The organism is Streptomyces sp. NPDC107528, assembly GCF_055639295.1.
Window position 1 is genome coordinate 381606 of the sequence record NZ_JBVKAV010000002.1, and the last position, 14112, is coordinate 395717.

The window sequence follows — 14112 nt, forward strand, 5'->3', positions numbered from 1 at the left end:
TTCAACTGACGTTCCACACAAGGTCGTTCACCGTTCATCGTGATCCCCGACGATCCTCCTCCCGGAGAGGGCAGGAGAGCCGGTGTCCGAAGCAGACAGACCGCACGCCACATCCGAAGCCGACCGACCACGCACCGCGCCGGAACCACGACTGCGCACCCGCGACAGGGGCCGGCCCCGCGCACGGTTACCGATCCACGTCGTCATCGCTCTTCCGCTCGCCCTGGCCGGGCTGATCGCCCTGCTGATCACGGGCAACGCGCTGCGGCCGTTCGACCGCATCACCACCATCGAGGCCAGGATGGCCTCCAAGTCGGACTACTTCAAAGATCCCGAGGTGCAGCGGCTGTTGCTGAAGCACGGCCTGCGCGTCGACATCCACCGCCTCGGCTCCCGCGGCATCGCCACCCAGTCCCTCAAGGGCATGGACGCGGTCTTCCCGTCCGGCCAGCCCGCCGCGAAGCTGATCCTCAACCGCCAGGACCACTCCGTGCGTTCGGTCCGCCCCTTCGTGACGCCGCTGGTGCTCGGCACGTTCCGGGACTACGCCGAGACCCTGCGGAAGATGGGCGTGGCCACCCCGCAGCCCATGACGGACAGCGGCGGGACGCTCTACTACGACCTCGACATGCGCAAGTTCATGGACCTGCTGGACGGAAAGGCCGGCGGCCGCGAGACCGGCGACCAGGACGGGGACGGCACCTCCGAACGCGCCGACACCTGGAACGGCATCGGCTTCGACAAGGCCGGCGTGCGCAGCAACAGCGGCCGCGTCCTGGTCCGCACCTCCAGCGTCTGCGAGTCCAACGCCGCGGGCACCTACCTGAGCATCCTCGCCTTCGTCGCGAACGGCGACAGCACACCCGGCGCGGGCGCGGACGACGAGGCCAGGGCGACGCGGGAGGCCGAGACCGTCGCACGGAAGATCAAGCCCCTCATCGACCTCCAGGGCATGTGGGCCGACGAACAGGCCGACAGCTACCTCTCCGACCTCGGCGAGAGCATCGCGCCCATCTCCCTGATCTACGAGCACCAGTACCTGGCCCACCAGATCGAGTACCGGAAGAAATACGGCAAGCAGGACACCGACCGGGTCCTGCTCTACCCCACCCCCTACGCCCTCACCGAGCCCCAGCTCATCTCCCTGACCGGCAAGGGCGACCGGCTCGTCCGCGCCATCGAGGACGACCCCGAACTGCGCCAGCGGGCCATCGAGCTGGGCTTCCGCGTCCGCTTCTCCGGCGAGGAGGGCACCAGCGACCAGCTCAACGACTACCTGAGCGCACACGGCATCCAGGTGCCCACGCCCAACCGCGACGAGACCAAGGTGTACGAACCCGACCTGGACGTCCTCCAGGAGATCATCAACTCCGTGGGCTCCTGCCCGCCACCCGTGCCGGACGCGCCATGAAGCGGTACGCACGCACCCTCACCGCCTGTCTGACACTGACCCTGCTCGCCGCCCTCACCTCCTGCACCCGGGGCGACGAGGAGGTGACCCTGCGGGTCCTCGCCAGCCCCGAACTCGCCGACCTGGAGCCCCTGCTGGGCGAGCTGAAGGACGACACCGGCGTCACGCTGGACATGGACTACCGGGCCACGGCCGACCTGTCCGGCGCCCGCAGCTCGTCGTACGACCTCGCCTGGCCGGCCTCCGACCGCTCGTATCTGCTGCGGCTCCTGGCGAAGGGCGAGCAGACGGCCCGGCCCGAGTCGACCTCGATCATGCGCTCGCCCGTGGTGGTCGGCCTCACCCCGGAAGTCGCCGACAAGCTGCGCGCCGACGTACCCGGCGGACGGCTGTCGTGGGCCGACATCGCGGACGCCGCCGCCGACGGGACCGTACGGTTCGGGATGGCCGATCCGCGCAGCAGCGACACCGGGCGCGCGGCCCTCGTCGGCGTCGCCACCGCCGCGGCCGGAACCGGCAGCGCGCTGCGCGAACAGGACGTCTCCTGCGACCGGTTGCGCGGCTTCCGCTCCGGGCAGACACTCACCGCCGCCAGCTCACAAGAGCTCATCGCGTCGTACCCGGCCCATCAGAAAGAGGCCAACGCACTCATCGCCCACGAATCCGAGCTGCTGTCCCTCAACGCCACGAAGAAGCTGCGCGAGCCCCTGCGGATCGTCCACCCCGAGGACGGCATGGTGCTCTCCGACTTCCCGCTGCTCCTGCTCGACCCCGGTCGGCGGGCCGCGTACCGCAAGGTGGTCGACTGGCTGCTGACGGACGACGTGCAGCAAAAGCTGATGCAGCGCACCTGGCGCCGGCCCGTCAACCAGGACGTCACTCCGGCCGAGCCCCTGCGCACGGCGATCGGCAACGCCCTGTCCTTCCCCGACCGGCTCTCCATCGTGGAGCAACTGGTCACCGACTACGGCGACCCCGCGAGCGCCACCACCGACCAGGTGGTGTTCCTGCTCGACTTCTCCGGCTCCATGCGCGGCGGACGCATCGCCGACCTGCGCGCCGCCTTCGCCGGGCTGAGCGGCGCCGACCCCACGTCCACCGGCAAGTTCGCCCGCTTCTACCGGGGCGAGCACCTCACCGTCGTACGGTTCGGCGGCCGGGTCCTTCAGGAACGCACGGTGACCGTGCGCGGCGACGGCGATCTGCGCACCCTCGGCAAGGTCGTGGCCGCCGAATCCTTCGACGACTCCACCGCCGTCTGGTCGGCCCTCGACCGCGGCTACCGCATCGCCGCGGACGCCGTGCGCGAGGCCCCCGAACGGCCCGTCGCCATCGTGCTGATGACGGACGGCGAGAGCAACGCGGGCATCTCCTACGAGGAGTTCCTGCGCCGCCGCGACCGGCTCGGCGCCGATGCCCGCGAAGTGCCCACCTTCCCCGTCCACTTCGGCGAGGCCGACGCTGCGGCACTGAAGAAGGCGGCCGACGCGACGGGCGGGCGCATGGTCGACGCCAATCGTTCCTCCCTCTCCGACGCGTTCAAGGAGATCCGTGGGTGTCATTGACAGTCAGTGGTGGAGCATGCGGTGGCCGTGGATGGCCGTCTGGCTCCTGACGGCGGCCTGCGTGGCCGTGGTGGCGCAGTACGTGGTGGCGCGCTGGGTGGCCGCCCGGCGCAGGCGGCGCCTGAGGGACGGGCGCATGTTCTCCGGTATGTGCATCTACCTGCATGAGACGCGGGTCGAGGGCGTCGCGGACATCCTCGGCATACCGAAGGCGGACGTGAACGTCTCCCACGAGACCAGCCTCTCCACCGGCTTCGGGCTGTTCAGCCGGTTCACCCTCGGCGGCCGGGCCGAGCGCGACCGGAACACGCAGACGCGCACGGAGTACTGGGAACCCAACACCCCCATGAAGACGATCCGCCTGATCATGGACCGGCTGCGGGAGCGGGACATGGTGGTGGACGCCGACCTCGCGACCGAGCAGCTCTTCCTCACCGCGGCCCTCGCCGATCAACTGCGGGGCACGGAGGCCAGGGGCACACCGCTGACCGCCGTCAGGGGAACCTACGTCTCGGTCTCCGGCCTCTTCACCGTCCGCAGGGACGGTGAGGACGTCGTCCTGCGCGCCCGCTACGGCACCGGCGAGCCGCGCGCTCAGATGAAGATCACCTGCGAGCGGTCCTGGGTCCGCGAGGAGGAGTTCAGGGTCGACAGCTTCTCGGCGGACGAGGAGTTCCCGGCCACATGTCTGGGCCGGGTACGCACCTGGAACGGCACCACGGGCGAACTCACCCTGGACCCCATCTCCGTCTTCCAGTGAACGACCGCTCCTCGGCTACGAGTTGAGCTCGGCGAGCACCCGCAGCGTGTGCGGATCGGGCGAGAGGGCGAGCAGATCGGTCACCGGCCCCTTGCGCCACGACTCCAGCCGCTCGGCGATCCGTTCACGGGGCCCGACGAGCGAGATCTCGTCGGCGAAGGCATCGGGCACGGCGAGGACGGCCTCCTGCTTACGGCCGCCGAGGAACAGCTCCTGAATCCGCCGGGCCTCCTCCTCGTACCCCATGCGCGCCATGAGATCGGCGTGGAAGTTGCGGGCCGCGTGGCCCATGCCGCCGATGTAGAAGCCGAGCATGGCCTTGACCGGGAGGAGGCCTTCGGAGACGTCGTCGCAGACCTGCACCCGGGCCATGGGGGCGACGAGGAAACCGTCGGGAAGATCACCGACCGCCTCCCCGTACACGTCCGGCCTGCTCGGCGACCAGTACAACGGCAGCCAGCCGTCGGCGATGCGGACGGTCTGGGCGACGTTCTTCGGACCCTCGGCGCCGAGAAGCACGGGAAGGTCCGGGCGGAGGGGATGGGTGATCGGCTTCAGGGCCTTGCCGATGCCGGACGCGTCCGGACCGCGGTACGGGTGGGAATGGAACCGCCCGTCGAGCTCCACGGGCGCCTCCCGCCGGAGCACTTGCCGTACGACGTCCACGTACTCCCGCGTCGCGGTCAACGGCGACTTCGGGAACGGCCGCCCGTACCACCCCTCCACCACCTGCGGCCCAGACAGCCCGAGCCCCAGCATCATGCGACCGCCGGAGAGGTGGTCGAGCGTGAGGGCGTGCATCGCCGTGGTCGTGGGGGAGCGGGCGGCCATCTGCGCAACGGCCGTACCCAGCTTGATCCTTGAGGTCCGCGCGGCGATCCAGGTGAGCGGCCCGAAGGCGTCGGAGCCCCAGGACTCGGCGGTCCACACGGAGTCGTAGCCGAGCCGCTCGGCCTCCTGGGCGAGGGGTACGTGGTCCGCGGAGGGACCGCGGCCCCAGTAGCCGAGTGCGAGCCCGATCCGCATGTCCGCCTCCTGACGTGCCGTCAGTTACGCATTGGGCTTGCGACTGTACGACGACGGCCCCTCACCGGGAAGGGCGAGGGGCCGTACGGGACGGTCAGGGAGTCAGCCGCGCTGAATACCCGAGGTGTCCTGCAGCACGCCACGGCGGCCGTCCTGCGTCTGCGCGACCAGGGTGGCGCCGCGCTGCTCGACGGCCAGGTACCAGGTGCCCGGCGCGAGTTCGGCGATCGGGCTCGGCGAGCCGTCCTCCCCGAACAGCGGGCGCGGCACGGGCACGGCGAACCAGAACGGCGAGAAGTCCCCGGCCGGAGCCTGCGGCGCCTGCGGCTGCCCACCCCCGAACGGCTGCCCGGCCTGCGGCTGCCCACCGTACGGCTGCTGCGGCTGCTGAGCACCCGGGTAGCCGTAACCACCGGGGGGCTGGGCACCGTAGGGCTGCGGGGCTGCGGGGCGGGGGGCCGGGAGGAGGGCGGCCTGGAGGGCGGGGACGAGGGGGGTGGCGATGGCGCCGGCTGCGAGGATCAGGGCGGCGATGAAGCCGAGGATCAGACCTGCGGCGGCGCTGGCGCGCTCAGGGACGTCCACCAGTGCCCAGAACATGCTCCACGCAGTGAGGACGGTGAACGCCGCACCGACCGTACCGAGGTCCAGGCCCAATACCTTGCGCGGCTGCGGCAGGCTGCGGTTGACGACGATCAGGGCGCCGCCGATGACACCACCCATGTAGATGCCGAGGCCCATGCCAAGGGAGTCCCACGCGTTGGAGTCCACGCTGAACCCTTCAACGGAATAGGAATTCAGGAACGACGCGATGAACAGCAATACCGCTGCTCCGATCACCACGCCGTCGCCTCGAGTGAGGGAGCGGATATTCACTTCAGGTCCTTCGTCAGTCGTCTCAACATCGGCATCGCTGGAGGCGTCGCTGTCACCATGTCGCCGTCAGGCCCCTGAGTGAAGCGCGGGGGTGGCCCCTCATCGTAGGAATGACCTTATCGTCCGACCGACGAGGGTGTCTGCCGGGATCAACCCGTGGACCATTACCCGCGCAGGAAACTCACGATTCCCTCAGAGATCCCTTGCGCAGCCTTCTGTCGCCACGTCCCGCTGGTGAGCAACGCCGCGTCCTTGGTATCGCGCATGTTGCCGCACTCGATGAACACCTTGGGAACCGTTGACAGATTGAGACCGCCGAGGTCCTTACGCGTGACGAGGCCGGTGCCGTCGCCGATGTAGTTGGAGGGGGCGTTGCCCGTGACGCGGACGAAGGAGCCGGCGATGCGCTCGCCGAGGTCGCGGGAGGGGGCGACGATGGGGCCGGTGTCGGCGGCGCCCGCGTCGACCTTGCCGGGAAGGATGACGTGGAAGCCGCGTTGGCCGGCGCCGGCGCCGTCCGCGTGGATGGAGACGACCGCGTCGGCGTCGGCCTTGTTGCCGATCTCGGCGCGCTCGTCGACGCAGGGACCCCAGGAACGGTCGCCGTCCTGCGTGAACTTGACCGTGGCGCCCTGCTTCTGGAGCAGTGTGCGCATCCGGTGGGCGACGTCCAGGGTGAACTTGGCTTCGGTGTAGCCGTCGTTGGTGGATGTCCCCGTGGTGTCGCACTCCTTCCAGTTCGTGCCGATGTTCACCTTGCGGTTGATTTCGGCGGCGTGCTGGAAGTTGTTCGGGTTGTGGCCCGGGTCGATGACGACGACCTTGCCCTGGAGGGGGCCGGACGCGGACGTGGAGTCCGCGGTGGGGGTCGGGCCCGGCGGCTTGTCGTCGTTCGTGGAGGAGGCCGTCGGCGGCGAGTCCGACGCGGGCGAGGACGGCCGTACGGCAGCGGTGCCGGAGCCGCCGCTGTCGCCGGGGTCGCCCAGCGCCTCGTACATCACCCAACCGAGCAGGGCCCCCGGCACCAGGGCGGCGACCGCGACGGTCAGGGTTCGGCGGCGGTTGCGGCGGGGCTGGGGAGGATCGAAGTCCGGACCTACGTACGACACGCGTGACACCTTACGGGCCGAACATGGCGTGCGCCGGGAAGGCGCGGTCGAGCGGCGCCGGAGTTCAGACCCCTGGCCCCGTCCGCTTCAGCACCCGCAGTGACTCCGTCACCGACACCTCCGTGAACGCCCCGGATTCCAGGGCCCGCAGATACACCCGGTACGGCGCCTGCCCGGTGAACTCGTCCTCCGGGTCCGGGAACACGTCGTGGATGACGAGCAGGCCGCCCTCGGCGACATGCGGGGCCCAGCCCTCGTAGTCGGCGGTGGCGTGCTCGTCGGTGTGGCCGCCGTCGATGAAGACGAGGCCGAGCGGGGAGTTCCAGATCTTCGCGACCTGCGGGGAGCGGCCGACGAGGGCGATCACGTGCTCCTCCAGGCCGGCCCGGTGCAGGGTCCTGCGGAACGTCGGCAGCGTGTCCATCAGGCCGAGCTCGGGGTCGACGGTCTGCGGGTCGTGGTACTCCCAGCCCGGCTGCTGCTCCTCGCTGCCGCGGTGGTGGTCGACCGTGAGGGCGGTCACGCCGGCCTCGCGGGCGGCGTCGGCGAGCAGGATGGTGGAGCGGCCGCAGTAGGTGCCGACCTCCAGGAGGGGGAGGCCGAGGCGGCCGGCCTCCACGGCAGCCGCGTACAGGGCCAGGCCCTCGCCCGTGGGCATGAAGCCCTTCGAGGCCTCGAACGCGGCCAGGATCTCGGGCTTGGGGGCCGGGGTCATGGGAGGGGCGCCTTCCGGTCGAGCGTGCGTCTGGGCGCCCCATGCTGCCGTACCCCCTGGTCGCTGGGCGACAGGGGGTACGGCGTCAGCGAGAAGAAGCGACAAGCGAGGCCGGCTACGCCGAGACCGTCTCCTCCGGCAGCGACAGGTCCACGTCCACCGGGCTGTCGTCGCCCGCGTGGGTCGCCGAGGAGGCGAGCGGGGCGTGGCCGTCGGCTCGCGCGGCCAGGACGTAGGGGCCCTGGGCGGGGACGGTGAGGGCGTAGGTGCCGTCGTCCGCGGAGAGGGTCGCTCCGGCCTGGCGGCCGCGGCGGTCGATGAGGGTGACCTTGGCGCGGGCGACGGGCGTGCCGGTGGCGTCCAGGACGCGGCCGCGGAAGCCGCGCAGGGCCTCCTCGGCGCGTTCCAGGTTGGCGTCCTCCTCGCTGCTGGCGCGCAGCTGAGGGTGGGCGGCGGCCGGGCGCTGCTTGGGGAGGAAGAGGGCCAGCAGGAGGCCGACGGCCACGGCGGCGGTCGCGATCAGGAAGGAGACGCGGAAGCCGTGCATGGTCGGGATCTCGACGCCGCCGACGTTGTTCGCGGTGTTGGCCAGCACCATGCCGATGACGGCGCTGGAGACCGACGTACCGATGGAACGCATCAGCGTGTTGAGGCCGTTCGCCGCGCCCGTCTCCGAGGCCGGGACCGCGCCGATGATCAGGGCGGGGAGGGAGGAGTAGGCGAGGCCGATGCCCGCGCCGAGGATCACGGCGATGACGAGGCTCTGCCAGGGGGCGCTCATCAGGCCGAGGCCGGCGCCGTAGCCGATCGCGATGATCAGCATGCCGAGGATCAGGGTCGTCTTGGGGCCGTACTTCGCGGACAGGCGGGCGTAGACCGGCGCCGTGAACATCATCGTCAGGCCCAGCGGCGCCACCAGCAGACCCGCGACGACCATCGACTGGCCGAGGCCGTAGCCGGTCTCCTTCGGCAGCTGGAGCAGCTGGGGGAGGACCAGGGAGACGACATAGAAGCTGACGCCGACCATGATCGACGCGAGGTTGGTGAAGAGGACGGCCGGGCGGGCCGTGGTGCGCAGGTCGACCAGGGGGGCCTTCGTGCGCAGCTCGTAGATGCCCCAGAGGAGCAGGACGGCGGCCGATGCGCCGAACATGCCGAGCGTGGTGACGGACGTCCAGCCCCAGTCGCTGCCCTTGGTGATCGGCAGGAGGAAGAGGACGAGACCCGCGGAGAGGCCGACGGCGCCGAGGTGGTCGAAGGAGCCTTCCGCGCGGAGCTTGGACTCCGGTACGACGATGAGGGTGAGGACGATGGCGAGGACGCCGAGGCCGGCGGCGCCGTAGAAGAGGGCGTGCCAGTTCGCGTGCTGGGCGACCAGGGCCGCGGCGGGCAGTGCGAGTCCGCCGCCGACGCCTATCGAGGAGCTCATCAGGGCCATGGCCGAGCCGAGCTTCTCGCGGGGCAGCATGTCGCGCATCAGGCCGATGCCGAGCGGGATGGCGCCCATCGCGAAGCCCTGCAGGGTGCGCCCGACGATCATGGGGAGGAGGGTGCTGGTGAACGCGCTGATCAGCGCACCGACCACCATCACGGACAGGCTGGCTATCAGCATCCGGCGCTTGCCGTAGAGGTCACCGAGGCGGCCCATGATCGGGGTGGCGACGGCGCCCGAGAGGAGAGTCGAGGTCAGGACCCAGGTGGCGTTGCTGGGCGCGGTGCTCAGCAGCTGCGGCAGGTCCTTGATGACGGGGACGAGCAGGGTCTGCATTACCGCGACAACGATGCCCGCGAAGGCGAGGACCGGGACGAGGGGGCCGGTCGCTCCGCCGGTGGGCTTTTCGGTCGTCGTTTGTGTCATGTGTACCTCGAACTCCGTGTGCCTGGGCAACTATTCCGATGCTTTGGGTCACTAACAAAATCTTGACTTTCTCTTGGGGAACGGGCCGGCCCGGACCGCGGTCCAGGTCGGCCCGGGCCGTTGGCCTAGGGCGAATTTCCGATGCCAGGAGCGTCCGTCGTTGAGAGCATGACAGGCATGCTCGAAGCCGCCGACGTCACCCGTGCCCCCCGCCGTACCGCGCCGCCCACCTGGCTGGTGGTGGCGCTCGCCTGTGCGGGGCAGTTCCTGGTCGTGCTCGACGTGTCCGTCGTGAACGTGGCACTGCCCTCGATGCGGGCCGACCTGGGCATGAGCGCCCAGGGACTGCAGTGGGTCGTCAACGCGTACGCCATCGCCTTCGCGGGGTTCATGCTGCTCGGCGGACGGGCCGGTGACCTGTACGGCCGTAAGCGGATGTTCCTCGTCGGGCTCGCGGTGTTCACCCTGGCCTCGCTGGCCGGCGGGCTGGCCCAGCAGGAGTGGCAGCTGCTGGCCGCGCGGGCCGTGCAGGGGCTGGGCGCTGCGGTGCTGGCGCCCTCGACGCTCACGATCCTCACGGCGGCCGTGCCGGAGGGGGCGGCCCGGGCGCGGGCCATAGGTACGTGGACCGCCGTCGGAGCGGGCGGTGGCGCGGCGGGCGGGCTCGTCGGCGGACTGCTGGTGGAAGCGCTGTCGTGGCGCTGGGTCCTGCTGATCAACGTGCCGGTGGGCGCGGTCGTGCTGGCCGGTTCCGCGTTGTGGCTCGCGGAGAGCCGGGCCGGGGACCGGCGGCGGCTGGATCTGCCGGGGGCGGTGCTGGTGACGGCGGGGCTGGCGACGCTGGCGTACGGCATCTCGCAGACGGAGGCCTCCGGCTGGACGGCCGCGGACACGGTTGTGCCCCTGCTCGCCGGGGCCGCTCTGATCGGCGTCTTCCTCGTGGTGGAGTCGCGTACGGCGGCGCCGCTGATGCCGCTCGGGCTGCTGCGGGTGCGGGCGGTGTCGTCGGCGAACGTGGCGATGTTCCTGTGCGGCTCGGCGATGTTCTGCATGTGGTACTTCATGACGCTGTACGCGCAGAACGTGCTCGGCTACGGCCCGCTGGACGCCGGCCTGGCACTGGTGCCGAGCTCGCTGGCCGTGATCCTCGGCTCCAAGCTGGCGCCGCTGCTCATGCGATGGTTCGGCCCGCGCACCGTCGCGGCCGCCGGCACGCTCGTCGCGGTCGTCGGCTTCGGCTGGCAGTCGACGCTGAGCGTGGACGGCGCGTACCTGACCTCGATCATGGTGCCGGGCATCCTGATGATGCTGGGCGCGGGCCTGGCGGCGACCCCCCTCGCGGCCCTGGCCACGTCCGGCGCGGAGCCCGGGGAGGCAGGCCTGGTCTCGGGTCTCGTCAACACCTCCCGCACGATGGGCGGTTCACTGGGCCTCGCAGTCATGTCGACGTTGGCGGCGGCCCGCTCGGGCGGCAGCGACACGCCGGAGGCGCTGACGGAGGGGTATGCGCTGGCGTTCCGGACGGGGGCGGGGGTGCTGGCCGCGGGAGTGGTGCTGATGGTGGTCTGGCTGCCGCGGCGGGGGGCTGGGCACTGAAGCGACGCTTGTGAGGTCGCTTGTGACGAGCAGGGGCCTGGGATCTGCATCGACCGAGTGGCGGGCCCCCTACAGCCACCCCTGCTGCCGAGCCTCCCGCATCGCCTCCATCCGGTTGCGCGTGCCCGTCTTGCCGATCGCGGAGGACAGGTAGTTGCGGACCGTCGACTCGGAGAGGTGGAGCCGGGTCGCGATGTCGGCGACCGTCGCACCGTCCGCCGAGGCGTTGAGTACGTCGCGTTCGCGGGCGGTGAGCGGGTTGGGCCCGGCGCTCAGGGCAGCCGCGGCGAGGGCCGGGTCGATCACCGTCTCGCCGGTCAGTACGCGGCGGACCGCGGCCGCCAGTTCCTCCACGGGACCGTCCTTCACCAGGAAGCCGGCGGCGCCCGCCTCCATGGCCCGGCGCAGATAGCCGGGGCGGCCGAAGGTCGTCAGGATCAGCACCCGGCAGTCGGGGACCTGCTCGCGCAGCTCGGCCGCGGCGTCCAGCCCGCTGCGGCCCGGGAGTTCGATGTCGAGGAGGGCGACGTCCGGGCGGTGGACGAGGGCGGCGTCCACGATCACGTCGCCCGCCGCCACCTGCGCCACGACCTCGATATCCGGCTCCATCCCGAGCAGTAAGGCGAGTGCGCCGCGCATCATGCCCTGGTCCTCGGCGAGCAGAACACGGATGGACTTGGCGGGTCGGTGATCCCGCGGCATCTCGTTCACGGGGCAAGGGTAGGGCGCACGGGGCTCGGTCGAACCTGTCCTGCGCGTACTGGTCGGCGCCCCGAAAGTGAGTGCTCTCAGCCGATGCCCGCGCGTACCGGTTCACGTATGTCGGGCGAGCCGGCCGCGACCGTCAACTCGGCTGATTCCGCTGGCAGTTCCGCCGTCACCACGAACCCCTGGCGTGGCCCGGGTCCCGCCGTCAGGGTGCCCCCGGCCGCGGCGAGGCGTTCCGTCTGGCCCCTCAGCCCGGTGCCGCCGACGCCCTCCCGGGGCGTGGTCACGGGCGTGCCGGTGCCGTCGTCGGTGACGGTCAGGCGGACGCGTTCCGTGCTGCCCGCGACCGTGATCTCGCAGCGGGCCGCGCCACTGTGCCGCACGACGTTGGTGACCGCCTCGCGTACCACCCACCCCAGCAGGGCCTCCGTCTGCTGGGGGAGGGGAGGGCCGGACTGGTGGAACGCCGGGGTGATCCCCGCCGCCGCCAGGGCCGAGTGGGCGCGGTCCAGCTCCGTGGCCAGGCTGCCCCTGCGGTAGCCGGTCACCGCCTCGCGGATCTCCGTGAGCGCCTGCCGGCCCACGGACTCGATGTCGGCGACCTGGGCGACGGCCGCGTCCATGTCCCGCACGGCCAGCCGCCGCGCCGCCTCCGACTTCACCACGATCACCGAGAGGGTGTGACCGAGCAGGTCGTGCAGATCGCGGGAGAAGCGCAGGCGTTCCTCCTCGACCGCCCGCCGGGCCAGCTCCTCGCGGGCCGCGCGCAGTTCCCGTACCGCCTCGGACAGCGACAGGATCGCCGCCGTCACGATCGTCGAGATCCAGGTGGCGTACGCGATGTCGAGGCCGCCCCAGCCGTCCCGTACGAAGGCGACCACGCCGGAGAGCACGGTCACCGCCGCCCCGGTCAGACGCAGGCGCGGCATCCGTACGACCGCGCCCGTCGCGAGGCCGAGCAGGGGGAAGAACAGCAGCCAGCTGCCTCCGTAGCCGAGGCCGAGTCCGCAGGTCACCGCCGCCAGCAGGCCCAGCGCCACGTGCGTGGAGCGGGCCTCGCGCTTCTCCTTCACGAACGCGCGGAACGACACGTAGATGTAGAGCGAGTTGAAGGTGAGCAGGCCCAGGCCGCCGATCCACGGGTTGGCCGTCTCCCCCTGGAAGAGGTTCGAGAAGGAGCCCATCCCCAGCAGCAGCCACGGCAGCAGGGCGAAGCCGGTCGGGTGCGGGCCCGGGGTGTCGGGCAACCGTCCGGCCCTCAGCGGAGTCGGTGTGCACGACACCTTGCGCGTCCAGGACATGTCCCGTCCCCCGTTCGTCGGTTCCGTCCCCAGTGTCATGGCTCAGACGCTACGGATCGAGGCCCGCGTACGGCAGGTCCGGTTGTCAGCACTCCGGCAGGACAAATGTCACGGCCCCGCCGAGCCGAGGGACGCGAATCCGGATCTGATGCCACGTCAGGAGCCTTCACAACTGCGGAGCGCTCGGCTATACAGAGGGCGCCGGACTGGAACGCGTTCTAGAACGGCCCGTGACGACCTCGGTGCGGCCGACGGTGCGGACGGCCGTACCGGGGTCTTGACTCCGCCACCTTCAGGAGCCGTATGCCCATCGACGCAGCCAAGGCCCTCGCCGCCGAGCCCCGGACCGGCGAGATCTCCTGGAACTCCAAGGACGTCCAGCTCTACCACCTCGGCATCGGCGCCGCCGCCAATCCCGACCGGCGCAGCCCCGCCACCGACCCCGACGAACTGCGCTACACCCTGGAGTCCCGGCTGCACGTGCTGCCCAGCTTCGCCACCGTCGCGGGCTCCGGCTCGCCCGGAGTGATCAGCGGACTGTCCATGCCCGGCATCGAGGTCGACCTCGCCCGCGTCCTGCACGGCGGCCAGAGCCTCGTGATCCACCGGCCCATCCCGGCGGCGGGCACGGCCACCGCGACCAACCGGATCGCCGCCCTGTACGACAAGGTCAAGGCGGCCGTGCTGGTGCTGCGCACCGAAGTCGCCGACGCCGAGGGCCCGCTGTGGACCAACGACGCCCAGATCTTCATCCGCGGCGAGGGCGGCTGGGGCGGCGACCGCGGCCCCTCCGCCCGGCTCGAACCCCCCGAGGGCGCGCCCGCCCGTATCGTCGAGCGGCCGATCCGCGAGGACCAGGCCCTGCTGTACCGCCTCTCCGGCGACTGGAACCCGCTGCACGCCGACCCGGAGTTCGCCAAGGTCGCCGGCTTCGAGCGGCCCATCCTGCACGGCCTGTGCACCTACGGCATGACCCTCAAGGCGGTCGTCGACACGTTGCTCGGCGGGGACGTGACCCGGGTGCGGTCCTACGACACCCGGTTCGCCGGGGTCGTGTATCCGGGGGAGACCCTGCGCATCCGCATGTGGCCCGGTGCGGGCACCGTCCGCGTGGCCGTGAGCGCCGTCGAGCGGGACGACGCGCCCGTTCTCGCCGACACCGTCGTCGAACACACCTGAGTCAAGAA

Annotated in this window: 12 protein-coding genes; 5 read left to right on the forward strand and 7 right to left on the reverse strand. The window is 71.2% G+C overall.

Features of this window, described 5'->3' with window-relative positions; all coding sequences use genetic code 11:
- Positions 1–82: 82 nt before the first annotated feature.
- The 3 genes from ACZ7L5_RS06810 to ACZ7L5_RS06820 are packed head-to-tail and all read left to right on the forward strand — an operon-like array spanning position 83 to position 3736.
- Positions 83–1411, forward strand: coding sequence for a hypothetical protein (locus tag ACZ7L5_RS06810; protein WP_471514996.1), 1329 nt, complete (start codon positions 83–85; stop codon positions 1409–1411).
- Positions 1408–2976: a vWA domain-containing protein gene (locus ACZ7L5_RS06815; RefSeq protein WP_471514998.1), complete on the forward strand. Its 1569-nt coding sequence runs from the start codon at positions 1408–1410 to the stop codon at positions 2974–2976. The genes ACZ7L5_RS06810 and ACZ7L5_RS06815 overlap by 4 nt, the downstream gene beginning before the upstream one ends.
- A 31-nt stretch (positions 2977–3007) precedes the next feature.
- Positions 3008–3736 (forward strand): hypothetical protein, encoded by a 729-nt coding sequence (locus tag ACZ7L5_RS06820; protein ID WP_471515000.1) that lies wholly within the window; start codon positions 3008–3010, stop codon positions 3734–3736.
- A gap of 15 nt (positions 3737–3751) precedes the next feature.
- On the opposite strand, the gene ACZ7L5_RS06825 is transcribed toward ACZ7L5_RS06820, so the two are convergent.
- The 5 genes from ACZ7L5_RS06825 to ACZ7L5_RS06845 all read right to left on the reverse strand — a co-directional run bounded on the left by ACZ7L5_RS06825 (position 3752) and on the right by ACZ7L5_RS06845 (position 9320).
- The gene (locus ACZ7L5_RS06825) at positions 3752–4762 is read right to left on the reverse strand and encodes an LLM class F420-dependent oxidoreductase (RefSeq protein ID WP_471515003.1); all 1011 of its coding nucleotides are present in this window, start codon (positions 4760–4762) and stop codon (positions 3752–3754) included.
- A gap of 102 nt (positions 4763–4864) precedes the next feature.
- Positions 4865–5605 (reverse strand): hypothetical protein, encoded by a 741-nt coding sequence (locus ACZ7L5_RS06830; RefSeq protein ID WP_471515005.1) that lies wholly within the window; start codon positions 5603–5605, stop codon positions 4865–4867.
- Between the two features lie 197 nt (positions 5606–5802).
- Positions 5803–6747, reverse strand: coding sequence for an N-acetylmuramoyl-L-alanine amidase (locus tag ACZ7L5_RS06835; protein ID WP_471515007.1), 945 nt, complete (start codon positions 6745–6747; stop codon positions 5803–5805).
- A gap of 64 nt (positions 6748–6811) precedes the next feature.
- Positions 6812–7462, reverse strand: a complete 651-nt coding sequence (locus ACZ7L5_RS06840; RefSeq protein ID WP_471515009.1) for a class I SAM-dependent methyltransferase — start codon at positions 7460–7462, stop codon at positions 6812–6814.
- Positions 7463–7577: 115 nt separating this feature from the next.
- The gene (locus tag ACZ7L5_RS06845) at positions 7578–9320 is read right to left on the reverse strand and encodes an MFS transporter (protein ID WP_384187997.1); all 1743 of its coding nucleotides are present in this window, start codon (positions 9318–9320) and stop codon (positions 7578–7580) included.
- 168 nt (positions 9321–9488) lie between these two features.
- Between ACZ7L5_RS06845 and ACZ7L5_RS06850 the strand changes: the two genes are divergently transcribed.
- Positions 9489–10916: an MFS transporter gene (locus ACZ7L5_RS06850; protein ID WP_471515011.1), complete on the forward strand. Its 1428-nt coding sequence runs from the start codon at positions 9489–9491 to the stop codon at positions 10914–10916.
- Between the two features lie 69 nt (positions 10917–10985).
- Here the strand turns inward: ACZ7L5_RS06850 and ACZ7L5_RS06855 are convergent, their stop codons facing one another.
- Both ACZ7L5_RS06855 and ACZ7L5_RS06860 read right to left on the reverse strand, forming a co-directional pair.
- Positions 10986–11618: a response regulator gene (locus tag ACZ7L5_RS06855; protein ID WP_471515836.1), complete on the reverse strand. Its 633-nt coding sequence runs from the start codon at positions 11616–11618 to the stop codon at positions 10986–10988.
- A gap of 86 nt (positions 11619–11704) precedes the next feature.
- Complete coding sequence (locus ACZ7L5_RS06860) at positions 11705–12925, reverse strand: sensor histidine kinase (RefSeq protein ID WP_471515838.1); 1221 nt, start codon at positions 12923–12925, stop codon at positions 11705–11707.
- A 303-nt stretch (positions 12926–13228) separates the two neighbouring features.
- On the opposite strand from ACZ7L5_RS06860, the gene ACZ7L5_RS06865 reads away from it, so the two are divergent.
- Positions 13229–14104 (forward strand): MaoC/PaaZ C-terminal domain-containing protein, encoded by an 876-nt coding sequence (locus ACZ7L5_RS06865; RefSeq protein WP_384188001.1) that lies wholly within the window; start codon positions 13229–13231, stop codon positions 14102–14104.
- Positions 14105–14112 lie beyond the last annotated feature (8 nt).